This is a genomic window from Streptomyces sp. NPDC012466, assembly GCF_042955215.1.
In the GTDB taxonomy this organism is placed as follows: Bacteria; Actinomycetota; Actinomycetes; order Streptomycetales; family Streptomycetaceae; genus Streptomyces.
On record NZ_JBIBEQ010000010.1, the window covers coordinates 249,788 to 274,665 of the forward strand.

Below are 24,878 nucleotides of genomic sequence, written 5' to 3' on the forward strand. Positions count from 1 at the left end.
CGGGAAAGGCCGAGGAGGGCCGGGTGACGACCTATGACGATCGAGCGAGCCTCACTGATCTGACCGCCGTGGTGGAGCGCGTGCGGGAGTCGGTGGAAGGCGTGATCGAGGGCAAGCCCGAGGTCGTACGGCTCTCGCTGACCGTACTGCTGGCCGAGGGACATCTGCTGATCGAGGACGTCCCGGGAGTCGGCAAGACGATGCTGGCCAAGGCGCTGGCGCGGTCCATCGACTGCTCGGTGCGGCGCATCCAGTTCACGCCGGACCTGCTGCCGTCGGACATCACCGGTGTGTCCATCTGGGACCAGCAGCGCCGCGACTTCGAGTTCAAGCCGGGCGCGATCTTCGCGCAGGTGGTGATCGGCGACGAGATCAACCGCGCCTCGCCGAAGACGCAGTCCGCGCTCCTGGAGTCGATGGAGGAGCGCCAGGTCACCATCGACGGCAAGACCTACGAGCTGCCCAGCCCCTTCATGGTGGTGGCGACGCAGAACCCGGTCGAGATGGAGGGCACCTACCCGCTGCCGGAGGCCCAGCGCGACCGCTTCATGGCCCGGGTTTCGGTGGGCTACCCGAGCGCGGAGGCCGAGCTGCAGATGCTGGACATCCACGGCGGCGTCTCGCCGCTGGAGGACCTCCAGCCGGTGGCCCACGCGCACGAGATCCTGAAGCTGATCGAGGTGGTGCGCGGCGTGCACGTCGCCGAGCCGGTGCGGCGTTACGCGGTCGACCTGGTCGGCGCCACGCGCTCGCACCCCGACCTGAGACTGGGCGCCTCCCCGCGCGCGACACTGCACCTGCTGCGCGCGGCGAAGGCGTCCGCCGCCCTCAGCGGCCGGGAGTACGCACTGCCGGACGACGTGCAGGCCCTGGCCGTCGCCGTCCTGGCCCACCGCCTGCTGCCCACCGCCCAGGCCCAGCTCAACCGGCGCACCGCCGAGCAGGTCGTCGAGGAGATCCTGCAGCGCACGCCCGTACCGGCGGCGGCGCCGCCGCAGCAGCAGAGCGGCTTCGGTGGCCTCGGCCGTCCGGCGCCGGCGTATCCCCAGCAGCCGCCGCGGAGGCTGTGATGACCACCGCGGGGACGGGGCAAGCGGAAGCCGACCGGGGCGAGAAGGGCGGCATCCGCACGGCCCTGGCCGGTCTGACCACCCGCGGACGCTCCTTCCTGGCCGCCGGTGTCGCGGCCGCGATCTGCTCGTACGTGCTCGGGCAGAGCGACCTGCTGCGCGTGGGTCTGCTGCTGGCGGTGCTGCCGCTGGTGTGCGCGGCGGTGCTGTACCGCACGCGCTACCGGGTCGCGGGCAGCCGCCGGCTCTCCCCCGCGCGCGTGCCCGCCGGCAGCGAGGCCCGGGTCCACCTGCGGATGGACAACGTCTCGCGGCTGCCCACGGGCCTGCTGATGCTCCAGGACCGGGTGCCGTACGTGCTCGGCCCCCGGCCCCGTTTCGTGCTCGACCGGGTGGAGGCGGGCGGCCGGCGCGAGGTGTCCTACCGGGTGCGCTCGGACCTGCGCGGCCGTTACCCGCTGGGCCCGCTCCAGCTGCGCCTGACCGACCCGTTCGGCATGTGCGAGCTGACCCGCTCCTTCTCGGCGCACGACACCCTCACGGTCATCCCGCGGGTGGAGCCGCTGGCGCCGGTGCGCCTCAGCGGCGAGGCGATGGGGTACGGCGACGGGCGGCAGCGTTCGCTCGCGCTGGCCGGCGAGGACGACGTGATTCCGCGCGGCTACCGCTACGGCGACGATCTGCGCCGGGTGCACTGGCGCTCCACCGCCCGCTACGGCGAGCTGATGGTGCGTCGCGAGGAGCAGCCCCAGCGCGCCCGTTGCACGGTGCTGCTGGACACCCGGGGGATCGCCTACCGGGGCGCGGGTCCGGACTCGGCCTTCGAGTGGGCCGTGTCGGGTGCCGCGTCCGTGCTGGTGCACATGCTCGAACGCGGCTACTCGGTACGGCTGCTGACGGACACCGGAAACGCCGTGCCCGGCGAGGGTGGGGACGGCTTCGCAGGCGCGAGCCAGGAGTCGGCCGACGCGGCCGGCCTGATGATGGACACCCTCGCCGTGATCGACCACTCCGACGGCGCGGGCCTGTCCCGGGCCTACGACGTCCTGCGCGGCGGGAACGAGGGACTCCTCGTGGCCTTCCTCGGCGACCTGGACGAGGCACAGGCGGCCGTACTGGGCCGGATGCGGCAGCGCAGTCCGGGCGCGGTCGCCTTCGTGCTGGACAGCGACACCTGGATGCGGGAACCGGGCGACGTGCCCGGCCCGTCGGACAGGAGCGGCGACCGGCTGCGCATGCTGCGCGAGGCAGGGTGGACGGCCCTGCGCGTGCCGCGGGGCGCCTCCGTGGACGAGTTGTGGCGCCAGGCGGACCGGGAGCGCAGGGGCTTGGCCGCCGCGAGCGGCGGGGAGGGACCGTGATGAGCGGGCGGGTTCGACTGACGCTGGGGGCGTGGGCGGCCACGCTGATGGCCGCGTGTGCCCTGCTGCCCCTGGTCCAGCCGGCCACGTGGATCGTGCAGGCGGCCTTCCTGCTGGCTCTGCAGTCGGGCGTGGGCGCCCTCGGCCGCAGGGTGCCGCTGCCCCGGCCGCTGACGGTGGCGGCGCAGGCCGTGGTCACCGTGATGCTGCTGACCTTCGTCTTCGCCCGTGGCCAGGCCCTGGCCGGGCTGATCCCGGGACCGCAGGCCGTCGACCGCTTCGCGCACCTGCTCCAGCAGGGCGGGGACGACATCGCGCGGTACGCGATCCCGGCACCCCTGGAGTCCGACGGCATCCGGTTGATGCTCATAGGCGGGGTCCTGATCATCGGCCTGCTGGTGGACGTCCTCGCGGTGACCTTCCGCAGCGCCGCCCCGGCCGGGCTGCCCCTGCTCGCGCTGTACTCCGTGGCCGCGGGGCTGTCCGACGGGGGTACGGACTGGCTGTGGTTCCTGGTGGCGGCGGCCGGCTATCTGATGCTGCTCCTGGCCGAGGGCCGGGACCGGCTCTCCCAGTGGGGCCGGGTCTTCGGCGGTGCTCCGCGCACGGCCGGCGGGGAACCGAGCGGCGCCGTCGCCCCGGTCCGCACCGGCCGGCGCATCGGTGTGGTCGCGCTGGGCATCGCCCTGGTGGTGCCGCTGGGCCTGCCCGCGATGAACGGCGGCCTGCTGGACTCCGTGGGAGCGGGCGCGGGCGGTGGTCCCGGCGGCGGGGGCACGATCTCCGCCGTGAACCCGCTGGTGTCGCTGCGGGACAGCCTGAACGCGGACGAGGACCAGCAGGTGCTGTCCGTGCGGACCGGGATGGAAGACGTCTCGGACCTGTATCTGCGGATCGTGTCCCTGGACGACTTCGACGGCACCACGTGGAAGCCGTCCCGGCGGTCCATCACCGCCGTGCCCGACGGCACCTTCCCGGACCCGGTCGGCCTCAGCCCGGACGTCAAGCGCACCGAGGTCGACACCACGATCAGCGCGGCCGACTGGTACGCCCAGGACTGGCTGCCCATGCCCTACCCGCCGAGCGACGTGCGCATCAGCGGCAACTGGCGGTACGAGCCGCTGGGCATGACCCTGGTCGGCGATCACGGGCAGAACACGCGGGGCCTGACGTACCAGGTCACGAGCCTGGACGTGAAGCCGACGGCGGAGCAGCTGGCCTCGGCGGGGCCACCGCCCGCGGACATCGAGCGTGACTTCACCGAGCTGCCCGACTCACTGCCGTCGGTGGTCGGCCGCACCGCCCGCCAGGTCACCGCGGGGGCCGCCGACCCGTACGGCCAGGCGGTCAAGTTGCAGGACTGGTTCGCCGTGACGGGCGGCTTCGAGTACGACACGCAGGTGCAGGTCGGCAGCGGCTCGCAGGCGATCGCCCGCTTCCTGAAGGACAAGCAGGGCTTTTGCGTGCACTTCTCCTTCGCGATGGCGGCGATGGCCCGCTCCCTGGGCATACCGGCCCGGGTCGCGGTGGGCTTCGCGCCCGGTTCCCCGCAGGCGGACGGTTCGGTGTCGGTGGGGCTGCGGGACGCGCACGCCTGGCCCGAGCTGTACTTCGAGGGCGTGGGCTGGACTCGTTTCGAGCCCACGCCCTCCCGCGGCTCGATCCCCGCATACACCGTGCCGGACAGCCCGGACAGTTCGGTGCCGGACGAGGTGCGTCCCTCCCGGTCGGCGTCCGCCGCGCCGTCCGCGACGCCCTCGGCGAGCGAGACCTGCACGCCGGAGCAGAAGAAGCTGGACGGCGGCTGCGCGAGCGAGTCGCCGCAGGCGGCGCTGCCCACGGACGACGACGGCCCGAAGTGGTACGCCTTCGTGCTGTGGGTCCTCGCCGGTCTCGCCGTCCTGGCGCTCCCCCTGGCGCCGATGCTGTGGCGGCTGCGGACGCGCAGGGCACGACTGGGGGCGCACGGCCGCAGTGAGGCGGACGCGGCGCTGCACACGCTGGCCGCCTGGCAGGAGCTGACCGACACGGCGTGGGACTTCGGCATCACGCCGGACGAGTCCCGGACACCGCGCAAGGCGGCCGCCCGTATCGTCCGGCTGGGCGACCTCGACGCGACGGCCGCGGCCTCGGTGCACCGGGTGGCGAACGCGGTGGAGCAGGTCCTGTACGCACCCCACCCCCGTCCGACGGCGGGCCTCACGGACGACGTCCACCGGGTGGCGGCGGGTCTCGGCGCGGCCGCCGGGCGCCCGGCCAGGGCCCGCGCGCTGCTGGCCCCCCGCTCCACCGTTCGTGTGGTGTGGGCGGCGTCGGCCTGGTGGACGAGGGTCCGGGAACGCGCCGTGGCGCTGCGGCCGACGTGGCGAAAGGCGTCGGGCCAGCAGGGCTGAGGAGAGGCTGGAGCGGCTCGGGCCGGCCGGTGCGGTGCACCGGCCGGCCTTGCCGTGTCCGGAGCCGGCCGGCGGTGCGGCGCCTTCTGCGCACACCTCGCACGGGCACGCGCATGCGTCAGGGGGTGACCACCGAGTCGGTGGTCACCCCCTGACGTACGTCTTCACGTAGGCCTGGAGAGGCTGCGCGGAGGGCTAATGGCCGCCCTGCTCGTCGCGGCGCTTCTGCCAGCGCTGCTCGATGCGGTCCATCACGGAGCGGCGCTGCCGACCCTGCCGGCGGGCGTGGGGTCCGGCGGCACCGGCCGCCTGTTCGCCCGGCTTGGGGGCCTTGCGCCAGCCGGTCACGGCCAGCACCGCACAACCCAGCATGACGAGGAAGCCCACGACACTGAGCCAGACCTGCTTGGCGACCATTCCGGCCATGAGGAGCGCGATACCTACGAGGAAGCCCGCGACCGCCTGGTAGACCCGTCGCCGGGTGTACGTGCGCAGCCCGCTTCCCTCAAGCGCTGTCGCGAACTTGGGATCTTCGGCGTACAGCGCTCGCTCCATCTGCTCGAGCATGCGCTGCTCGTGCTCCGAGAGCGGCACGGAGTCCTCCTCATCGTGCAGTCGCCGGGGCGACCCGGGGGGTCTCTTCAGGATAGGCAGGGAATCGCCCCCGTGAAACCCGCCCCTCTGCGCCAATTGACCAACCGGAACCCGCCATGGGCGTCCCGACTCGCTGAGGCTTCCATTCCCCGGCGGCCGACCCGTCATGCCGGAACGGTCTCCCTCGATCATACGGCGCGCCGCCCCCATTCGGGGGGCCTGTGGCGTACTCCATGCGCAGCCAAGCCGCTGATCAGCGGCGGTGCCTCACGAAGTGGCTCAGGCCTCGGCCGCCCCATCGGTCTCGCCGGCCCCATCGCTCTCGGCAGCCCCGGTGGTCTCACCCAGCACATGCAGCTGTGTGGCCACCGAGTGGAAGGCGGGGAGCTCGGCCGCGGCCTCCTCCAGTTTCAGCAGCGCTTCCAGGGCCCCGGGCTCGGTGTCCACGAGAACTCCGGGCACGAGGTCGGCGAAGACCCGCACCCCGTGCACGGCCCCGACGCGCAGGCCCGCGCCCTCGACCAGTCCGGTGAGCTGCTCGGCGGTGAAGCGGCGCGGCACGGGGTCACCCGTGCCCCATCGTCCGTTCGGGTCGTCGAGCGCCTGCCGGGCCTCCTTGAAGTGCCCGGCCAGGGCCCGGGCCAGTACGGCACCGCCGAGACCGGCGGCGAGCAGGCTGAGGACGCCCTCCGGGCGCAGGGCCGCGACCGCGTTGCGGACGCCCTCGGCCGGGTCGTCCACGTACTCCAGGACGCCGTGGCACAGCACCGCGTCGTAGCCGCCGCGCTCGGCCACGTCGAAGAGGCCGTGGGCGTCGCCCTGAACGCCCTTGACCCGGTCGGCGACGCCGGCCTCGGCGGCGCGGCGCTCCAGGGCGAACAGCGCATTGGGGCTGGGGTCGACGACGGTGACCCGGTGGCCGAGGCGGGCGACGGGCACCGCGAAGTTGCCGCTGCCGCCTCCGGTGTCGAGGACGTCCAGCGACTCACGACCCGTGGCCTTGACCCGGCGGTCCAGGGCGTCCTGGAGGACCTCCCAGACCACGGCGGTACGGAGTGAGGCGCGGGGGCGCATCGGGTCCGACACGGCAGTTGACTCCTCGGCGCGGCACCGCCTCTTGCACGGCGGCGCGAACGGGGCGTCTCCCCGGCCCCGCGTCATGGGGAGGGAAGACTTCAGGCGTCCCCCACCCTATTGCCTCGGCCGCGGCGTCCGGATGACCCGGTGCCGAGACGGCCCCCGGGTCGGGTGCGCCGCGTCCACGGGCGCACCCGGACCGCCGGTAACGGGTCGGCCCGCGCGCACGACGGATACGGATCCGTCCGCCTCGCACCGCGGACACCGGATCCGCCGGAGCCCGCACCGCGGACACCGAATCTGCCGCCCGCACCGCCGATGCCGAATCCGCCAGAGCCCACACCACCGGAACCCGGCTAGGCCCGGAGCCCGCACCGCGGACACCGGATCCGCCGGAGCCCGCACCGTCGATATCGGCTGGGCCGAGAGCCCGGCACCGCCGGAACCCGGGTGGGCCCGGGACCCTCGCCTCCGCTGCCCGGTCAGCCCGCGTCCGGCATGTCCCTCCCCGTGCCGGGGTCCGGCTGGTCCTGGTCCGGGCGGGGTTGTGGGAGGACCGGCTGGAGGACGAGCATCCGTTCGACGAGGCGCAGGAACATCGCCACGTCCCGTATCAGGTCGTCGGCGTCCCGGCCGGTGGCCGCGCCCTGGATGCCCGCCTCCGCCCGGGCGCGGCGCCGGGCGCCGGAGGCGAACAGGGCGCTCCAGTCGGTCAGTTCGGGCGCGATCTCGGGGAGCACTTCCCAGGCGCTCCGGATCTTGGCCCGGGCCCGGGGCGAGGTCTCCGGCCGCCCGCGGGCGGCGAGCACCGCGGCCGCGGTGCGCAGGGCGGCGAGGTGAGCCGTCGCGTAGCGCTCGTTCGGTGTTTCCAGGGCGGTGGCCTCGTCGAGGCTCGCGCGGGCCTGGGCGAGAAGGTCGAGGGCGGCGGGCGGGGCCGTGGCCCGGCGCAGCACGGGGTGCACGTCGCTCGCCGGTCCGGTCAGTGAGGGGGCAGGGCCGGTGGCGCGGCGCCGACGGGCGGCTGCTGCGTGGTAGCTGGCCATGACGAACCTCCTGTCGTCTGTGTGACGGCACGTCCGGTCACGAAGTGCCGTATGTGACCCATCGTGAGGTATGGCACTGACAATCCGATCTGACCTGCTGTTTTGCCTCGATCGTAGGTTCGGAGTAGTTTTTGCACTGACCAGTCAGTTCAAATTCAGGGGAGACTCGTGGGGGAACAGACGGGAGGAGTGCGGATCGCCGCCGACGGCCTCGGGATCAAGGGGCCACGGGGGTGGGCGGTCCGCGGCGTCTCCGTCGACGCGGGGCCGGGTTCGCTCGTCGCGGTCGAGGGCCCGTCGGGGTCCGGCCGTACGTGCCTGCTGCTCGCGCTGACGGGGCGGATGAAGGTCGCGGAGGGCACGGCCGCCGTCGGTGACGCAAGGCTGCCGAAGCAGATGGCGGCGGTGCGGGGCGTCAGCGCGCTGGCGCACGTCCCCGGGGTCACCGACCTCGACCCGGCGCTGACCGTCGGGGAGCACCTGCGGGAACGGGCCCTGCTCCAGCAGCGGTTCGGCGCGTCACTGCGCGGACTGCTGCGCCCCCGCGCCGAGCGGGCGGCCGAGGCCGGGCAGCGCGTCGACGCGGCGCTCGAAGCCGCCGGGCTCCACCTGGAGGCCCTGCCCAAGGGGCCGCGCACGGCCGTGCGGGATCTGGAGCGCCTGGAGGCGCTGCGGCTGTCGGTCGCGCTCGCCCTGATCGGCGAGCCGCGGCTGCTGGGCATCGACGACACCGACCTCAAGCTCTCGGACGGGGAGCGGCAGGAGGTCTGGGCGCTGCTCAGGTCCCTGGCCGACGCCGGGACGACGGTCGTGGCGGTGTGCAGCGAGGCCCCCGAGGGTGCCGTCACGGTCTCCACCACGCAGAGCCACGAGGAGCCGGTCGCCGAGGGCGACGAGGCCGACCAGGGAGAGGGGAAGGCCGATGCGCTCGCCGAAACTGGCCGCGCTTGAGCTGCGCCGCTTCGGGCGCGGGAAACTGCCGCGGGCCGCACTGGTGGCCCTGCTGGTGCTGCCGCTGCTGTACGGCGCGCTGTACCTGTGGTCGTTCTGGGACCCGTACGGCCGCCTGGACCGGATTCCCGTGGCGCTCGTGAACGACGACAAGGGGGCGACCGCCGACGGGAAGAAGATCACGGCGGGCGACGACATCACGAAGGGCCTGCGCGACAGCAAGACCTTCGACTGGCAGGAGGTGAGCGCCGCCGAGGCCCGCAGGGGCGTCGAGGACGGCAGCTACTACCTGTCGCTCACCATGCCCGCCGACTTCAGCGAGCGGATCGCCTCCAGCTCCGGGAACACCCCGGAGACCGGCGCCCTCCAGGTGCGCACGAACGACGCGAACAACTACATCGTCGGGCAGATCTCCCGGACGGTCTTCGGCGAGGTGCGGCAGGCGGCGTCCACGAAGACGTCCCGGTCCTTCCTGGACAAGATATTCGTGTCGTTCTCCGACATCCACGGCAAGACCGTGAAGGCGGCGAAGGGGGCCGACCGGCTCAAGGGCGGCATCGGCAAGGCCGAGAAGGGCTCGAAGGACCTCGCCGACGGCCTGAAGGACGCCAAGGACGGCAGCGGCAAGCTCTCCACGGGCCTGAAGAAGCTGCACACCGGCGCGGGTGACCTGGAGGACGGCTCGAAGCGGGTCGCGGAGGGCACGCAGACGCTCGCCGACCGGGTCAACGGCACCGCCGGCAAGGTCGGACCGTTCCTCAAGGGCAACGAGAAGACCATCGGTGACAGCGCCCAGCTGGTCGCCGACTCCTCCGGGGTGATCCGCAAGCACCTGGACACCCTGGTGCGGACGGCCCCGACCGCGGCCAAGGGCGCCCGCGCGGCCTCCGGCACGCTGAACGACGTCTACGCGCGGCGCTGTGACGATCCCGTCCTGCCCGACGCGGCCTGCTCCGACCTGAAGAAGGCCAAGGACGCCGCCGCCGACGTGACCACCATCGCGGACGACCTCAACACGCTGATCGCGGACCAGGACGGCGACCTGGACAAGCTCGACAAGAACCTCGCCACCCTCCAGAAGCAGTCCCAGGCCCTCGCGAACCGCGCACCGCACCTCTCCGAGGACCTCGCCGACGCCGTCAAGAAGATCAACAAGCTGAACGACGGGGCGGCGAAGGTCGCGGCCGGGGCGAAGAAGCTGCACAAGGGCCTCGGCACGGCCAAGACCGGCGCCGTCGACCTGGACAAGGGCGTCGGCAAGCTGAAGACGGGCGCGGACGACCTCAACGGCGGCATCTACAAGCTCGTCGGCGGCTCCGGCAAGCTCGCCGGCGGCCTGCACGACGGGGCGGAGAAGATCCCCGACTACGACGAGCGGGACCGCGACCGGCGCACCGAGGTCATGGCCGACCCCGTGCGGCTCGCCTCCCACGACCTGCACAAGGCACCCAACTACGGCACCGGCTTCGCCCCGTACTTCATCCCGCTGTCGCTGTGGGTCGGCGCGATGGTGGCGTACATGCTGATCGCGCCCATGAACCGGCGGGCGCTGGCGGCCGGCGCCCCGGCGTGGCGGATCGCGCTGGCGGGCTGGCTGCCGGTGGTGGCGATCGGGGTGCTGCAGACGGTGGCGCTGATGTCGGTGCTGCACTGGGCGGTCGGCCTGGAGATGGCGCGCGCGGCCGGGACGGTGGGATTCCTGTTCCTGGTGACGGCGTGCTTCGCGGCGATCGTGCAGTGGCTGAACGCGCGCTTCGGGGCGGCGGGCCGGATCCTCGTCCTCGCGCTGCTGATGCTCCAGCTGACCTCGGCGGGCGGCACCTACCCCGTGCAGACCAGCCCCGGGTTCTTCAACGCCCTCCACCCGTTCCTCCCGATGAGCTACGTCGTGGAGGCGCTCAGGCGGCTCATCACGGGCGGCGGACTCGAACCGGTGTGGCACGCGTGCGTGGTGCTGACGGCGTTCACCGCCGGTGCCCTCGCGCTGACCGCCGTGGCGGCCCGCCGGCGCCAGGTGTGGACGCTCGACCGGCTGCACCCGGAGCTGACTCTGTGAGCCCCACCGTCACTCCCCCCGGAAAGGTTCCTGTGACAATCAGGGCCATGGAAAGCAGCAGTGCCGCGTCGGGCGGCAGCACGCGCCGCGAGGCCACCCGGCAAAAGCTCTACGAAGCGGCCGTCACGCTCATCGCCGAGCAGGGGTTCTCCGCCACGACCGTGGACGAGATCGCCGAGCGTGCCGGGGTCGCGAAGGGCACGGTCTATTACAACTTCGCGAGCAAGTCCGTCCTCTTCGAGGAACTGCTGCGGCACGGAGTGGGTCTGCTGACCGCCTCCCTGCGGGAAGCGGCCGAGCGGACCGAGCGGGAGGGCGGCACCAAGGTCGACGCCCTCGACGCGATGATCCGTGCGGGGCTGGTCTTCATCGACCGCTACCCGGCCTTCACCCAGCTGTACGTGGCCGAGCTGTGGCGCACCAACCGGACCTGGCAGTCCACGCTGATGGTGGTCCGGCAGCAGGCCGTCGCGGTCGTGGAGGACGTCCTGCGCGACGGTGTGGCGGGCGGCGAGTTCAGCGAGGAGATCGACATCTCGCTGACGGCGTCCGCGCTGGTCGGCATGGTTCTGGTGGCGGCCCTCGACTGGAAGTCCTTCCAGGCGGAACGCTCCCTGGACGACGTCCACGCGGCCCTGTCCCGGCTGCTCCAGGGACGGGTGAGCGGCTGCCGCTGAGCGCGCCGGCATGAAGGCGCCGGTCCGGTGTGGCCGCGTCCCCCGCGGGCCACACCGAACCGGCGCCTTCCGTGCTCCCCCGTGCGTTCCCCCCGCACGACCCCCGTTCGGTCGTCCCCCGGTACTCCCCCGTGCCTCGCTCCCGCCGACACCGCCGGCGGAAGGAGCGGATCGTGGGCCGGCCCCCGCTCCGGCGCCCCGTGTCGCCGGTGCCGGAGCCGAGCCCCTCTCCGTGTCTCCACTCTCTCGTCCGCGCAGGTCGTCCCCCATCCGCGCCCGTACTCAACTCCCCGGCTAGGTACGGATACTCAGTCCTGCGCACGCGGCCCCAGAACGCTCCGCGACCGGCTGGTCACGATCACCTCCGCGCCCGTACTCGGAGGCCGCCGGGAGGGCCGCCGGAGGGGCCTGTCCGCGGAGACTGCCGGAGGGGGCCGCTAAAGTCCCTGGCATGGCACGGATTGTGGTGATCGGCGCCGGGATGGGCGCGCTGACGGCTGCCGCCCGGCTGGCCGTCGCGGGCCACCGGGTGGCGGTGTACGAACGGACGGACACCTACGGCGGAGCCCTGCGCCGCTTCGAGCGTGAGGGGTTCTCCTTCGACACGGGCCCCGCCCTGCTCCCGCTGCCGGCCGTGTACCGCGACCTGTTCGTCAAGACCGGCAAGGAGCCCCTGGAGTCCAGCGTCGAGCTCGTCCAGGTCGACCCGTCGTCCCGTCACGTGTTCGCGGACGGCACCGAGGTGTCGCTGCCCAACGCCTCGCGCGCGGGCGTCGTCGCCGCCCTGGACGAGGGGCTCGGCGCGGGTGCCGGGCAGCGCTGGGGCGACTTCCTGGTCCGGGCCCGCGAGGCCTGGGACCGCACCCGGCGGCCGCTGCTGGAGGAGCCGCTGTGGCCCGACTGGCAGGTGCTGGGCGAGCGCGAGCCCTACCCGTCGGTCCCTCACAGGCGGCTGCTGCGCACCCGGCGGGCCGGCACACTCGCCGAGATCGGCGCCTGGGAGTTGCGCGACCCCCGGCTCGCGGCACTCCTGGAGAGCCACGCCCTCCTGTACGGCCTGGATCCCCGGCTCGCCCCGGCGAGCGCGGCCGTACTGCCGTACATGGAGCACGCCTTCGGCACCTGGTACGTGCGCGGCGGTCTGCGCGAGCTGGCACGGGCGGTGTACGAGCGGTGCCTGGCCCGGAGGGTCGAGTTCCACTTCGGTGCCGACGTCACCGGCGTGCTGGAGAAGGACGGCCGGGTGTCGGGGGTGGAACTCGCCGACGGGTCGGTCGCGGAGGCGGACTTCGTGGTCGCCGGCGTCGCGCCCGGCATCCTGGACCGGTTGACGGCGGGAACCGCCGTACGGGGCGAGGGCGAGGTGCCCCCGCAGCCCGCGGCGACCGCCCGGCTGACTCTCCTGCTGGCCCTGCGCGGCGCCCGCCCCGAGGGCACGGCACACCGCACGGTGGTGCACAGCGGGGACCGGGAGGCCGAGTTGGACGCCCTGTTCGGCACGGCGGCCGGGAATCCGAGTCCCACGGTCGCGGTGCTACGGCCCGACGATCCGCGTCTGGCCCCGGCGGACCACGAGGCGGTCACCCTCACGACGGTGGTGCCCGCGCGGCCCGGCCGGCCTCACGACGACCTCGCCGACCACATGCTCACCGTCGCCGAGCGCGCCGTGCCCGGCCTGCGCGACCGGCTCCTCTGGCGTGAGGTGCGCACCCCGGCGGACATCGCGGACGCGACGGGAGCGGAGGGCGGGGCGGTCCCCGTCCCGGCCCTGGCGGCGGCCGGCGGACGGCTGCTGCATCCGTCCAACAGCACGCGGGTGCCTGGCCTGTTCACCGTGGGCGGCTGGTCCCACCCCGGCGGCGGACTGCCGCACGCGGGTATGTCGGGCGCGCTGGTGGCGGGACTGATCGTGGAGGGCCCGGAGTTCCGCGGCTCGCAGTGAACAACGCCCCCCGGCGGGGTTCGGGCTTCAGAAACGGTACTGCTCGTCGAACCCGTTCCCCTGCGGCTGCTGTCCGCCCCCCTGATAGGGGTACGGCTGCTCGGGCGGCAGCTCCTGCCCGTACTCGTCGGTGTCGCGCTGCTGTGGGACCCACACCCCGCCGGGCGGGGTCTCGCCGCCGTAGGTGCCGGCGTACTGGTCCTGGCCGTAGCCCTGCTGGCTGTAGTACTGCTGGTCGCCGTACGAGGTGTCGTACGAGGCCTGGCCGTAGTTCGACGAGCCGATGTACGGGTCGGAGTAGGCGGCGTACTGCTGCTGACCGGTGGCGTCGTAGCCCTGCTGCTGGCCGTAGCCGGAGTGGTCGTAGGTGTAGGACTGGTCGGCGGCCTGGGCGGCGTACTGGTCGTGGGGCTGCTGCCCCCCGGCCTGGTACCCGTTGGCGTAGACGCCGTAGGAGCCGGTGTCCTCGGGCATGGGCTGCGGCTCGTAGACGGCGGTGGTCTCGGCGGACGTCGGCTGGTGGGCCGGACGCGCCGGGGTGAAGACGTCGTCGCGGTCGTAGTCGTCGTCCTCGCCGTAGGCGGCGGGGTCGTGGCGGTAGGCGCCGGCCTCGTCGTCGTGGCCGCCCTCGGCCTCCAGCCCGGAGACCTCCAGGGTCGGCTCCTGGCGGCCGCGCTCCCCGCGGCGGCGCTTGCTGCCGCCCAGCGCGGGCGCGTTCATCGCCCAGCCGGCCGCGAAGCCGCTGCGGAACGACAGGGTGACGTAGGTCTGCCCGACCGCGAAGGCGGCGGCGCCCAGTCCGATGACGACGACCGACGGGATCAGGACACCGACGACGACACCGAGGAACCCGGCGAAGGCCAGCAGCCGCCAGCGCAGCCGCGCCTTGTACTGCAGCAGCACCTCACCCAGCAGCCACAGCGCGACGATGCCGAACGCGATGTAGAGGACCGCCCAGCCCATGTACGCCCCTCTCCCAGTGGCCGTTACGCAGTGTGTCGTATACCGGTGCGAACGGTCTAGGCCTGCGATGAGTGGTGCAGGCCCAGGTTCTCGTAGATCTCCAGTGTCGCGGTGGAGTTGTTGAGCGTGATGAAGTGCAGGCCGGGCACGCCTTCGGCGAGCAGCCGCGCACAGAACTCCGTGGCGAATTCGATCCCAATGGAGCGTACAGCGGCCGGATCGTCTTTTGCTGTGAGGATCCGCTCTTTCAGGGCGGCGGGGAACACGGCGTTGGTGAGGGACCCGATCCGCTCCAGCGTCTTCACGCTCGCGATCGGCATGACCTCGGGAATGATCGGGGTGTCACAGCCGGCGGCCGAGACCCGGTCGCGCAGCCGGAGATAGTCCTCCGGCTGGAAGAACATCTGCGTGATGGCGTAGTCCGCGCCCGCTCGGCACTTGTCGACGAAGTGGCGGACGTCGGTGTCCCAGTCGGCGGAGCGGGGGTGCATCGCCGGGAAGGCGGCGACGCCCACACAGAAGTCGCCGGACGCCTTGATCAGCTCGACGAGTTCGGCGGCGTAGGCGAGGCCCCGGGGGTGCGGGACCCAGTCGCCCATCGGGTCGCCGGGCGGGTCACCGCGCAGGGCGAGCATGTTGCGGATCCCGGCGTCGGCGTACTGGCCGATGATGTTGCGCAGGTCGGCCACCGAGTGGTCGACCGCGGTGAGGTGGGCGATCGGGGTGAGGGTGGTGTCGGAGGCGATCGCCTCGGTCGCCTTGACCGTGCCCGCCCGGGTGGAACCGCCCGCGCCGTAGGTCACGGAGACGAAGTCGGGCGCCACCGCCTCGACACGGCGCAGCGCGTTCCACAGGTTCCGCTCGCCCTTCGGGGTCTTGGGGGCGTAGAACTCGAAGGAGTACGTCGTCTTGCCGGCCGCGAGCATGTCGCGGACGGTGCGCGCGTGGTCCGACCTGATGGATGCGGTGCCGAGGGCCATACCGGCAGGTTAGCCAGGGGCGGTCGGTCCCCCAACCGGGGACCGACATTTGCCCGGATTGTCCACTTGTTGTCCATCCCTTGGACAAACCGTCCCGACTACTGTCCCCGCAGCCGCTTCGCGAACTCGGCCGCCGCGGCCCCCGGGTCGTCGGCCTCGGTGATCGCCCGGACGACGACGACCCGCCGGGCGCCGGCTGCCAGGACCTGGTCGAGGTTGCCGAGGTCGATGCCGCCGATGGCGAACCAGGGGCGGTCGGTGCCGAGGGCGGCGGTGGAGCGGACGAGATCCAGGCCGGGGGCGTGGCGGCCGGGCTTGGTGGGGGTCGGCCAGCACGGGCCGGTGCAGAAGTAGTCCACGCCCTGCTGGACGGCGGCCGCGGCGGCCTCGGACTCGGCGTGGGTGGAGCGGCCGATCAGGATGTCGTCGCCGAGGAGCGCGCGGGCCGCGGGGACCGGGAGATCGCCCTGGCCGAGGTGCAGGACGTCGGAGCCGGCGGCGTGGGCGACGTCCGCACGGTCGTTGACCGCGAGGAGCTTGCCGTGCCGGGCACAGGCGTCGGCGAAGACGGCCAGGTGCTCCAGCTCCTCGCCCGCCTCCATGCCCTTGTCGCGCAACTGCACGATGTCGACCCCGCCGGCCAGCACGGCGTCGAGGAACTCCCCGAGGTCGCCCTGCCGCTTGCGCGCGTCGGTGCAGAGGTAGACGCGGGCGTCGGCGAGCTGGGCCCGTGCGGTGGCGGCGGTGCCGGTCATGCGTGTCCCCCAGGGTGTCGATGGCGTGCGGGCGTGGCCGGCCCGTACGCGCGTCAGCGGCATGCGGGTGCGTCCGCCCGGGTGCCGGCGGGGCGGGGCGCGGGAGCGTCCCCGCCCGGCACGGGTGTCCCGCGGCGAACGCCCCGGGCACCTTACGCCCGCCCCGGCCCGGCCGGGTACGCCCACGCCCCGGACGGGCGCGAGCCGCCCCCGGGCCGTGACCCCTGGGCCACGGCCCCCACGTCGGGCGGTTGTTCAGGCCCGGCCCCGCTCACACGGCACCGGACGGTTGTCCGTCGCGGCCCGGGTCAGACCGCGAGCGCCTGGGCGCGGCGCTTCACCTCCGTGCCGCGATTCTCGCTGAGCGCCTGCGCGGGGGTGCCGGGCAGGCTGGGGTCCGGGGTGAAGAGCCACTCCAGCATCTCTTCGTCCGTGAAGCCGTCGTCCCGCAGGAGCGTCAAGGTCCCGGACAGGCCCTTGACGACCTTGTCCCCGTCGATGAAGGCGGCGGGGACGTGCAGCGCGCGGTTCTCACCGCGGCGTACGGCGATGAGCTGGCCGTCCTTGACCAGCTGCCGCACACGCGTCACCTCGACACCGAACTGTTCGGCGATGTCGGGGAGGGTGAGCCAGGCGGGGACGAGAGCATCGATCTTTGCGTCAATCTCGGTCACGGAAACAAGCCTGCCATTCGCCACTGACAGTCGGAAGTCGGCCCCGTCCACCCGGGCGGACGCGCCGGGTCCGGCAGCGCCGCCCCCGGCCCCGCGCAACGGCCCCGGCGCCTACGCCGTCGCGGCCTTCAGGGGCCTGGCCGGATCCGCCAGCAGTACCGGATTCATCTGCGCGCCCGACTCGATCAGGCGTCGGCCCTGTGCCAGGTCCCGCGGCCGGCCGACCGCCAGCAGCGCGACCAGCCGTTCACCGCGCAGCCAGCACACCGTCCAGGCCGGTCCGGAGGGGTCGCCCCGCCACAGGGTCGTGTCCGCGGCGGCGTGGTGCCCGGCGTACTGGACGAAGCGCCCGAACTGCTCGGACCAGAAGTAGGGCACCGGGTCGTACACCGCCGGTGTCTCCCCCGTGGCCCGGCCGGCGATGTTCGCGGCGACCGTGCGCGGCCCCTGGAGGGCGTTGTCCCAGTGGTGGACCAGCAGGCGCTCGCCGTAGCGCCCGGAGGGGAAGGAGGCGCAGTCGCCGACCGCGTACACGTCCGGTACGGACGTGCGCAGATGCTCGTCGGCCAGGATCTCGGTGTGGGCGCCGAGCGCGATGCCGGAGCCGGCCAGCCAGGCCGTGGCGGGGCGGGCGCCGATGCCGACGACGACCGCGCCCGCGGGCAGCCGTGTGCCGTCGTCGAGGAGCACGGCGCCCGGCTCGACGCGCTCCACGCGCGCGTGCGTCCGCAGTACGGCGCCCGCGTCGGCGTACCAGCCGGCCATCGGGGCGGCGACCTCGGCGGGCAGCGCCCCGGCGAGCGGCCGTTCGGCGGCCTCCACGACGGTCACCGCGCAGCCCGCCTCGCGCGCGGCGGTGGCGAACTCCGCGCCGATCCAGCCCGCGCCGACGACCACGATGTCGTGCCGGCGGGCCAGTACCGGGCGCAGCCGCTCGGCGTCGTCGAGGGTGCGCAGCAGATGCACGCCGGGCACGCCCTCCGCGCCGGGCAGCCGGACCGGTTCGGCGCCGGTCGCGACGACCAGGACGTCGTAGGGCACGGGCCCGTCCTCGGTGTCCAGCTCGTGGTCGGCGGGGCGCAGGCCCAGCACCTCGCAGCCGAGCCGCAGTTCGATGCCGAGGGCTTCGAAGTCGACGTCGAAGGCCGAGCCCTCGGACTTGCCGAGCAGGACGGCCTTGGACAACGGCGGCCGGTCGTAGGGCTGGTGGGGCTCGGCGCCGATCAGGATCACATCGCCGGGGAAGCCCTGCTCGCGCAGTGCGACGGCGGTCTGCACCCCGGCCATGCCCGCGCCCGCCACGACAACGCGCCGGGGCGCGGACGAACCTGGTTCCTGCGTCTGCTCGCTCACCTGATCACCATAGACACCTGACGGATGGTCAGTCAGTGCTCATGCGCCGTGACCTGCTCCACAACGCTCGTGCCGTCGCCCCGCTGGGACTCCCACTCCCAGGTCTCCTCCAGCCGCACCCGCCCGTCGGGCAGCTCCACGACCGCCGAGACGCAGTGCCCCGAGGACGTGGTGCCGTCCCGCTTGAGCTGGACGTACCGGAAGTCCAGCCGGTCACCTTCCCGGGTACCCACGAGATGCCCCCGTACGACGTCGCCGCCGCTGTACTCGGCCCAGATCTCGCCCTGCCGCTCGTGGTACGTGAACCGGGTGCGGGTGCCCACCTGACCTGGTGCCTGGTCGGCGACCGGGGCGAGGACGAGACCGTCGAGGGATCGGGCCATGGGCGGAGGCTCCCTTACTGCGGCATGCGGCATCGGGCTAGGGTGGCCAACGTAAAGCACTCGCGGGAGCCCGGACGCACCGGGCTGAGAGGGAGGCTGGCGGCCTCCGACCGTACGAACCTGATCCGGGTCATGCCGGCGAAGGGAGGGGCTGGACGCCCATGTCGCCTACGTCCACCACATCAGACGTCCTGGTCATCGGGGGCGGGATCATCGGCCTGGTGACGGCCTGGCGGGCCGCGCAACGCGGGTTCGCCACCGCCGTCGTGGACCCCGAGCCGGGCGGCGGAGCCGCACAGGTGGCGGCCGGCATGCTGGCCGCCGTCACGGAACTGCACTACGGCGAGCAGACCCTGCTCGGCCTGAACCTCGCCTCCGCCCGGCGCTACCCGGACTTCGCCGCCGAGCTCACCGAGCTGACCGGCCAGGACCTCGGCTACCGCCGCTGCGGCACGCTCGCCGTGGCCCTGGACGCCGACGACCGGGCCCACCTGCGCGAACTGCACGCCCTTCAGCAGCAGTCGGGGCTGGACTCGCAGTGGCTGTCGGGGCGCGAGTGCCGGCGCCTGGAGCCGATGCTCGCGCCGGGCGTGCGCGGCGGGCTCCGGGTCGACGGTGATCACCAGATCGACCCGCGGCGGCTGGCCGGGGCCCTGGTGGCCGCGTGCGAGCGGGCGGGCGTGGTCTTCCACCGGGCGTGGGCGGAGCGGCTGACCGTCGTACGGGACCGGGCCGCGGGTGTCGTCCTGGCCGACGGGAGCGCGCCGGCCGCCGGGCAGGTGGTGCTCGCCGGGGGCAGCCTCAGTGGGCGGCTCGCGGGTGTCCCGCAAGATGTGCTGCCTCCCGTGCGCCCGGTGAAGGGGCAGGTCGTGCGGTTGACGATGCCGCACCGGCACGGGCTGTTCCTGAGCCGGACGGTGCGCGCGGTGGTGCGCGGCAGCCACGTCTACCTGGTGCCGCGCGCGAGCGGCGAACTCGTCATCGGGGCGACCAGCGAGGAGCTGGGCTGGGACACCACCGTGACCGCGGGCGGCGTCTACGAGCTGCTGCGGGACGCGCACGAACTGGTCCCCGGCATCACCGAACTGCCGCTCACCGAGACCCGGGCCGGGCTGCGCCCCGGCTCCCCCGACAACGCGCCGCTGCTCGGCCCGACCGGCCTGGAGGGTCTGTCGCTGGCCACCGGGCACTACCGCAACGGCGTCCTGCTCACGCCGGTGACCGGCGACGCCCTGGCGCACGTCCTGGCGACGGGCGAACTCCCCGAGGAGGCCCGGCCCTTCACGCCGAAGCGCTTCAGCCCCGCCACCGCACTCACGGAGCAGCCCGTATGAACATCTCCGTCAACGGGGAGCCCCGGGACGTCCGGCCCGGCACGGCTCTCGACACCGTCGTGAGGTCGCTCACCGCCTCGTCCTCGGGCGTGGCCGCCGCCCTCAACGAAACCGTCGTCCCGCGCATCGAGTGGCCCTCCACGCCCCTGGCCGAGGGAGACCGCGTGGAAGTCCTCACCGCCGTCCAAGGAGGCTGACCATGGCCGACGATCCGTTTGTCCTCGGTGGCACGTCCTTCACGTCCCGCCTGATCATGGGCACGGGCGGGGCGCCCAGTCTCGATGTCCTGGAGCGGTCGCTGGTGGCGTCCGGGACGGAGCTGACGACCGTCGCGATGCGCCGCGTGAACGCCTCGGTGCACGGCTCGGTGCTGTCCGTCCTGGACAAGCTCGGCATCCGGGTGCTGCCCAACACGGCGGGCTGCTTCACCGCCGGGGAGGCCGTCCTCACGGCCCGCCTCGCGCGCGAGGCCCTCGGCACCGACCTGATCAAGCTGGAGGTCATCGCCGACGAGCGCACCCTGCTGCCGGATCCGATCGAACTGCTGGACGCGGCCGAGACCCTGGTCGACGACGGGTTCACGGTGCTGCCGTACACCAACGACGACCCGGTGCTGGCACGGAAGCTGGAGGACGTCGGCTGCGCGGCGATCATGCCGCTGGGCTCGCCGATCGGCTCCGGGCTCGGGATCCGCAACCCGCACAACTTCCAGCTGATCGTGGAGCACGCGCGCGTGCCGGTGATCCTGGACGCGGGCGCGGGGACGGCCTCGGACGCGGCGCTGGCGATGGAGCTGGGGTGTGCGGGTGTGATGCTCGCCTCGGCGGTGACACGGGCGCAGGAGCCCGTGCTGATGGCCGACGCGATGCGGCACGCCGTGGAGGCGGGGCGGCTGGCGTACCGGGCGGGGCGGATCCCCCGGCGGCACTTCGCGCAGGCGTCGTCTCCGGTGGAGGGGAGGGCCGCGCTGGATCCGGAACGGCCCGCTTTCCGGTAGCCGGCGGGGCACACGTCACAGGTCGGCTGCAGTCCCGCCTCGAAATCCGGCGGGGGGACGGGGCCGTCGGTGGTGACTCGTACACTCGCCTGCGTGGACACGACCCTTCAGGACCCCTTGGTCGGGCAGGTGCTCGACGGCCGGTATCGCGTCGACGCGCGGATCGCGGTCGGCGGGATGGCCACGGTCTACCGGGCCGTGGACACCCGGCTCGACCGGGTCCTCGCGCTCAAGGTGATGCACCCCTCGCTCGCGGTCGACGCCTCGTTCGTCGAGCGGTTCATCCGCGAGGCGAAGTCCGTGGCCCGGCTGGCGCACCCGAACGTGGTGCAGGTCTTCGACCAGGGCGCCGACGGCTCGTACGTGTACCTGGCGATGGAGTACGTCGCGGGCTGCACCCTGCGGGACGTGCTGCGCGAGCGCGGGGCCCTGCAGCCGCGGGCCGCCCTGGACATCCTGGAGCCGGTGCTGGCCGCGCTGGGCGCCGCGCACCGCGCCGGGTTCGTGCACCGCGACATGAAGCCGGAGAACGTCCTGATAGGGGACGACGGCCGGGTCAAGGTCGCCGACTTCGGTCTCGTCCGGGCCGTGGACACGGTGACGAACACCACCGGCACCGTTCTCGGCACGGTCTCGTACCTCGCCCCCGAGCAGATAGAGAACGGCACCGCCGACCCCCGCGTCGACGTGTACGCGTGCGGCGTGATGCTGTTCGAGATGCTGACCGGCGACAAGCCGCACGACGGGGACTCCCCCGCCGTCATCCTGTACAAGCACCTCCACGAGGACGTCCCGCCGCCCTCGGCGTCGGTGCCGGGGCTGGCGTACGAGCTGGACGAGCTGGTCGCGTCGGCGACCGCCCGCAACCCCGACCTGCGCCCCTACGACGCCGTGGCGCTGCTGGCGCAGACCCGTCAGTCGCGCGAGCGGCTGGGCGCGGACCAGCTGGACGCACTGCCGCCGCAGGCGGTCACCCTGGAGCACGACAACGCCGACGACCGTACGAGCGTGATCCCGCGCTCGCTGACGGTGCCGCGCCTGCTGCCCGTCGACGAGGACGCCGAGCCGGAGGTGCTCCGCACCAGCCGGCTGGAGACACCGCCTCCCCCACCACCCGGGCGGCGCCTGCCGCGGCGCGGCGTGGTCTCGATCGTCGTCGCCCTGCTGCTGGTCCTCGGCGTCGGCGCGGGCGTCTGGTACATCAACTCCGGACAGTTCACCAAGGTCCCGGCGTTGCTGACGAAGTCCGAGGCGCAGGCCAGGGACCAGCTGGAGGAGGCCGGGCTCAAGGTCGGCGAGGTCAGCCACGCCCACAGCGACACCGTCGAGCGCGGCACGATCATCGGCAGCAACCCCGGGCCGGGTGCCCGTATCCGCGTCAACGACTCCGTGTCGTTCACCATCTCCGACGGCCCGGAGACGGTGAACGTGCCGGATGTGGCGGGAGATCGACTGGCCCGGGCCAAGGAGCGGCTGAGGTCGGACGGCTTGGAGCCCGGCATGGTCACGCAGGAGTTCAGCGAGGACATGGACAAGGGTTACGTGATCAGCACGAAGCCCGCCGCCGGCACCGAGCGACGGGCAGGCTCGGCGATCGCTCTCGTCGTCAGCAAGGGCACCCCGGTCGACGTCCCCGACGTCACCGGTGAGAGCGAGGAGGACGCCTGGGCGGAGCTGCAGGAGGCCGGTCTGAGCGTGAAGGTCTCGCCCCGGCAGGTCACCTCGGACGAGTTCGACAAGGGCCAGGTCGCGGCGCAGTCCCCGAAGGCCGACAGGCGGGTCGCCGAGGGCACCACCGTGACGCTGACGGTGTCCAAGGGCCCCGAGATGATCGAGGTCCCGGACGTGGTCGGCGACAGCGTGGACGACGCGAGGAAGGCGCTGGAGGCCGCCGGGTTCCAGGTCAAGGAGGACCGCGGCCTGCTCGGCCTGTTCGGCGACACCGTCAAGGGCCAGTCGGTCGAGGGCGGCGAGACCGCGCCCAAGGGCTCGACGATCACCATCAAGATCAGGTGACCGACGCGGGCAGGGAGCCCGTGGACGGGACGGGGCCGGGCGCATGACACCCTGAACGGGTGAACAATCCGCTGTCCGGCCCTCCCCGCAACCCCGTCGGCGGCCACGTCCCCGTGGCCGGTGGGCTCCACTCCGTAGGTCTGTCGTACGCCCGTGACCTGAAGGCGGAGACCGTTCAGGTCTTCGTCGCCAATCCGCGCGGCTGGGCCACGCCGGCCGGAAACCCGAAGCAGGACGAGGCCTTCCGCGCGGCCTGCGCGGCCGAGTCGATCCCGGCCTATGTGCACGCCCCCTACCTGATCAACTTCGGCTCGCACACCGAGGCGACCGTGGAGCGCTCGGTGGAGTCGCTGCGGCACTCGCTGCGGCGCGCGCGGGAGATCGGGGCGCTGGGCGTGGTCGTGCACACCGGCAGCGCGACCGGCGGCCGCGAGCGGTCGGTGGCGCTGAAGCAGGTCCGGGAGCACCTCCTGCCGCTGCTGGACGAGCTGACCCACGACGACGACCCGTTCCTGCTGCTGGAGTCGACGGCCGGCCAGGGCGCCTCCCTGTGCTCACGGACCTGGGACTTCGGCCCGTACTTCGAGGCGCTGGACGCCCACCCGATGCTCGGCGTGTGCCTGGACACCTGCCACATCTTCGCCGCCGGGCACGACCTGACCGGCCCGAGCGGTATGCACCGGACGCTGGATCTTCTGGTGGACACGGTGGGCGAGGGCCGGCTGAAGCTGATCCACGCCAACGACTCCAAAGACGTGGTGGGCGCGCACAAGGACCGGCACGAGAACATCGGCGTCGGCCACATCGGGGAGGACCCGTTCCGGGCCCTGATGACGCACCCCGCGACCGAGGGGGTGCCGCTGATCATCGAGACGCCGGGCGGCAAGCAGGGGCACGCCGGGGACGTGGAGCGGCTGAAGAAGCTGCGCGACGGCTGAGGCGTCAGACGCCGGGGCCGTCCCCGGGCTCCTCCTGGTAGGAGTAGCGCTGCTCCTGCCAGGGGTCGCCGATGTTGTGGTAGCCGCGCTCCTCCCAGAAGCCCCGCCGGTCGGCGGTCATGTACTCCACACCGCGCACCCACTTGGGGCCCTTCCAGGCGTACAGGTGGGGCACGATCAGGCGCAGCGGGAAGCCGTGCTCGGCGGTGAGCAGCTCGCCGCCCTTGTGGGTGGCGAACAGGACCTGCTCGTCGGCGAAGTCGGACAGCCGGAGGTTGGAGCTGAATCCGTACTCGGCCCACACCATCACATGGGTGACGTCGTCCGCGGGCGGGGCGAGGTCGAGGATCGTGCGCGCCGGGATGCCGCCCCACTCCGCGCCCAGCATGCTGAACTTCGTGACGCAGTGCAGATCGGCCACGACGGTGGTGTGGGGCAGAGCGGTGAACTCCTCGTGGGTCCAGCAGTGCTTGCCGCCGTCGGCGGTGGCTCCGAAGACCCGGAACTCCCAGCGCTCGGGCCGGAACTTGGGGACGGGGCCGTAGTGCGTGACCGGCCAGCCGCGTTGCAGCCGCTGTCCCGGGGGCAGCTCGGGCTGCGTCGCTCCTGCTGGATCGCGCCCTTCTCCCGATTCGTGTTCCAGCGGCTGACCCATGACTCCATCCTGACAGACCTCGGGTGGTGCCCCTGACCGGGGCCACTCCGAAACCGGACAAACTCGACTAAGCATGCCCTTACTTACTAAGTGAAGACTTACTGGACGATCTTCTTCACCAGTGGAATCATGCGGCGCAACCTGTCAGTTCCCCCCGCGTGGAAGGAGCCTCTGCGATGCAGGGCGACCCCGAGGTTCTCGAATTTCTGAATGAGCAGTTGACCGGCGAGCTGACGGCGATCAACCAGTACTGGCTGCACTACCGGATCCAGGACAACAAGGGCTGGACCAAGCTCGCCAAGTACACGCGTGAAGAGTCCATCGATGAGATGAAGCACGCGGACAAGATCACCGAGCGCATCCTCATGCTGGACGGTCTGCCGAACTACCAGCGGCTCTTCCACGTGCGGGTCGGCCAGACGGTCACCGAGATGTTCCAGGCGGACCGCCAGGTGGAGGTCGAGGCGATCGACCGCCTCAGGCGCGGCATCGAGGTGATGCGCAGCAAGGGCGACATCACGTCCGCGAACCTCTTCGAGTCGATCCTCGAGGACGAGGAGCACCACATCGACTACCTGGACACGCAGCTGGAGCTGATCGACAAGCTCGGCGAGGCGCTGTACATCGCTCAGCAGATCGAGCAGCCGAGCTAGCGGGCCAGGGCCT

The 24,878-nt window shown here is 72.9% G+C and carries 23 protein-coding genes and 1 riboswitch; of the genes, 13 read left to right on the plus strand and 10 right to left on the minus strand.

Going from position 1 to position 24,878, the window contains the following annotated elements; translation table 11 throughout:
- Positions 1 to 23: 23 nt before the first annotated feature.
- From ACFY9E_RS32545 to ACFY9E_RS32555, 3 genes are read left to right on the plus strand one after another with little or no spacing between them, the layout of a single operon-like run.
- Entirely contained in the window at positions 24 to 1,070 is a 1,047-nt protein-coding gene (locus ACFY9E_RS32545; RefSeq protein WP_390990108.1) for an AAA family ATPase, read from the plus strand.
- A complete protein-coding gene (locus ACFY9E_RS32550) occupies positions 1,070 to 2,431 on the plus strand; it encodes a DUF58 domain-containing protein (RefSeq protein ID WP_390990110.1) in 1,362 nt (453 codons plus the stop codon). Before ACFY9E_RS32545 ends, ACFY9E_RS32550 begins: the two co-directional genes overlap by 1 nt.
- Positions 2,431 to 4,824 (plus strand): transglutaminaseTgpA domain-containing protein, encoded by a 2,394-nt coding sequence (locus ACFY9E_RS32555; protein ID WP_390990113.1) that lies wholly within the window; start codon positions 2,431 to 2,433, stop codon positions 4,822 to 4,824. The genes ACFY9E_RS32550 and ACFY9E_RS32555 overlap by 1 nt, the downstream gene beginning before the upstream one ends.
- 195 nt (positions 4,825 to 5,019) lie before the next feature.
- Here ACFY9E_RS32555 and ACFY9E_RS32560 read toward each other — a convergent pair whose 3' ends face one another.
- The 3 genes from ACFY9E_RS32560 to ACFY9E_RS32570 form a co-directional block, all read right to left on the minus strand.
- On the minus strand, positions 5,020 to 5,418 hold the full coding sequence (locus tag ACFY9E_RS32560; protein ID WP_385662190.1) for a DUF3040 domain-containing protein: 399 nt from the start codon (positions 5,416 to 5,418) through the stop codon (positions 5,020 to 5,022).
- A gap of 279 nt (positions 5,419 to 5,697) precedes the next feature.
- A complete protein-coding gene (locus ACFY9E_RS32565; RefSeq protein WP_390990115.1) occupies positions 5,698 to 6,504 on the minus strand; it encodes a methyltransferase in 807 nt (268 codons plus the stop codon).
- Positions 6,505 to 6,977: 473 nt separating this feature from the next.
- The gene (locus ACFY9E_RS32570) at positions 6,978 to 7,538 is read right to left on the minus strand and encodes an SAV_6107 family HEPN domain-containing protein (protein ID WP_390990117.1); all 561 of its coding nucleotides are present in this window, start codon (positions 7,536 to 7,538) and stop codon (positions 6,978 to 6,980) included.
- Between the two features lie 168 nt (positions 7,539 to 7,706).
- On the opposite strand from ACFY9E_RS32570, the gene ACFY9E_RS32575 reads away from it, so the two are divergent.
- From ACFY9E_RS32575 to ACFY9E_RS32590, 4 genes are all read left to right on the plus strand, one after another.
- Positions 7,707 to 8,489 (plus strand): ATP-binding cassette domain-containing protein, encoded by a 783-nt coding sequence (locus tag ACFY9E_RS32575; RefSeq protein ID WP_390990120.1) that lies wholly within the window; start codon positions 7,707 to 7,709, stop codon positions 8,487 to 8,489.
- Positions 8,461 to 10,545, plus strand: coding sequence for a YhgE/Pip family protein (locus tag ACFY9E_RS32580; protein WP_390990122.1), 2,085 nt, complete (start codon positions 8,461 to 8,463; stop codon positions 10,543 to 10,545). Before ACFY9E_RS32575 ends, ACFY9E_RS32580 begins: the two co-directional genes overlap by 29 nt.
- Positions 10,546 to 10,592: 47 nt before the next feature.
- The gene (locus ACFY9E_RS32585) at positions 10,593 to 11,222 is read left to right on the plus strand and encodes a TetR family transcriptional regulator (protein WP_390990124.1); all 630 of its coding nucleotides are present in this window, start codon (positions 10,593 to 10,595) and stop codon (positions 11,220 to 11,222) included.
- Between the two features lie 451 nt (positions 11,223 to 11,673).
- Complete coding sequence (locus tag ACFY9E_RS32590) at positions 11,674 to 13,164, plus strand: FAD-dependent oxidoreductase (RefSeq protein ID WP_390990126.1); 1,491 nt, start codon at positions 11,674 to 11,676, stop codon at positions 13,162 to 13,164.
- Positions 13,165 to 13,191: 27 nt separating this feature from the next.
- Here the strand turns inward: ACFY9E_RS32590 and ACFY9E_RS32595 are convergent, their stop codons facing one another.
- The 6 genes from ACFY9E_RS32595 to ACFY9E_RS32620 all read right to left on the minus strand — a co-directional run bounded on the left by ACFY9E_RS32595 (position 13,192) and on the right by ACFY9E_RS32620 (position 18,272).
- A complete protein-coding gene (locus ACFY9E_RS32595) occupies positions 13,192 to 14,127 on the minus strand; it encodes a hypothetical protein (protein ID WP_390990128.1) in 936 nt (311 codons plus the stop codon).
- 56 nt (positions 14,128 to 14,183) lie between these two features.
- Entirely contained in the window at positions 14,184 to 15,107 is a 924-nt protein-coding gene (gene metF, locus ACFY9E_RS32600; RefSeq protein ID WP_390990131.1) for a methylenetetrahydrofolate reductase [NAD(P)H], read from the minus strand.
- Positions 15,108 to 15,205: 98 nt separating this feature from the next.
- Positions 15,206 to 15,862 (minus strand): thiamine phosphate synthase, encoded by a 657-nt coding sequence (thiE, locus tag ACFY9E_RS32605; protein WP_390990134.1) that lies wholly within the window; start codon positions 15,860 to 15,862, stop codon positions 15,206 to 15,208.
- A 308-nt stretch (positions 15,863 to 16,170) separates the two neighbouring features.
- Positions 16,171 to 16,536 carry an Rv2175c family DNA-binding protein gene (locus tag ACFY9E_RS32610; protein WP_031131943.1) on the minus strand — a complete coding sequence of 122 codons (366 nt, stop codon included), beginning with the start codon at positions 16,534 to 16,536 and terminating at the stop codon, positions 16,171 to 16,173.
- A gap of 111 nt (positions 16,537 to 16,647) precedes the next feature.
- Positions 16,648 to 17,889, minus strand: a complete 1,242-nt coding sequence (locus ACFY9E_RS32615) for an FAD-dependent oxidoreductase (protein ID WP_390990137.1) — start codon at positions 17,887 to 17,889, stop codon at positions 16,648 to 16,650.
- A gap of 32 nt (positions 17,890 to 17,921) precedes the next feature.
- The gene (locus ACFY9E_RS32620) at positions 17,922 to 18,272 is read right to left on the minus strand and encodes a hypothetical protein (RefSeq protein WP_390990140.1); all 351 of its coding nucleotides are present in this window, start codon (positions 18,270 to 18,272) and stop codon (positions 17,922 to 17,924) included.
- A 52-nt stretch (positions 18,273 to 18,324) separates the two neighbouring features.
- A riboswitch (TPP riboswitch) is annotated at positions 18,325 to 18,436 on the plus strand.
- On the opposite strand from ACFY9E_RS32620, the gene thiO reads away from it, so the two are divergent.
- The 5 genes from thiO (at position 18,434) to ACFY9E_RS32645 (ending at position 23,557) form a co-directional block, all read left to right on the plus strand.
- Positions 18,434 to 19,606, plus strand: a complete 1,173-nt coding sequence (gene thiO / locus ACFY9E_RS32625) for a glycine oxidase ThiO (RefSeq protein WP_390990142.1) — start codon at positions 18,434 to 18,436, stop codon at positions 19,604 to 19,606. It overlaps the preceding riboswitch by 3 nt.
- Positions 19,603 to 19,803: a sulfur carrier protein ThiS gene (thiS, locus tag ACFY9E_RS32630; RefSeq protein ID WP_390990145.1), complete on the plus strand. Its 201-nt coding sequence runs from the start codon at positions 19,603 to 19,605 to the stop codon at positions 19,801 to 19,803. Before thiO ends, thiS begins: the two co-directional genes overlap by 4 nt.
- A 2-nt stretch (positions 19,804 to 19,805) precedes the next feature.
- Complete coding sequence (locus ACFY9E_RS32635) at positions 19,806 to 20,603, plus strand: thiazole synthase (RefSeq protein WP_390990148.1); 798 nt, start codon at positions 19,806 to 19,808, stop codon at positions 20,601 to 20,603.
- A 93-nt stretch (positions 20,604 to 20,696) separates the two neighbouring features.
- Positions 20,697 to 22,619, plus strand: coding sequence for a Stk1 family PASTA domain-containing Ser/Thr kinase (pknB, locus tag ACFY9E_RS32640; protein WP_390990151.1), 1,923 nt, complete (start codon positions 20,697 to 20,699; stop codon positions 22,617 to 22,619).
- Between the two features lie 59 nt (positions 22,620 to 22,678).
- On the plus strand, positions 22,679 to 23,557 hold the full coding sequence (locus ACFY9E_RS32645; RefSeq protein ID WP_390990154.1) for a deoxyribonuclease IV: 879 nt from the start codon (positions 22,679 to 22,681) through the stop codon (positions 23,555 to 23,557).
- Positions 23,558 to 23,561: 4 nt separating this feature from the next.
- Here the strand turns inward: ACFY9E_RS32645 and ACFY9E_RS32650 are convergent, their stop codons facing one another.
- Positions 23,562 to 24,212, minus strand: a complete 651-nt coding sequence (locus tag ACFY9E_RS32650) for a molybdopterin-dependent oxidoreductase (protein ID WP_390990157.1) — start codon at positions 24,210 to 24,212, stop codon at positions 23,562 to 23,564.
- 176 nt (positions 24,213 to 24,388) lie between these two features.
- Between ACFY9E_RS32650 and bfr the strand changes: the two genes are divergently transcribed.
- A complete protein-coding gene (gene bfr, locus ACFY9E_RS32655; RefSeq protein WP_184564361.1) occupies positions 24,389 to 24,865 on the plus strand; it encodes a bacterioferritin in 477 nt (158 codons plus the stop codon).
- Positions 24,866 to 24,878 lie beyond the last annotated feature (13 nt).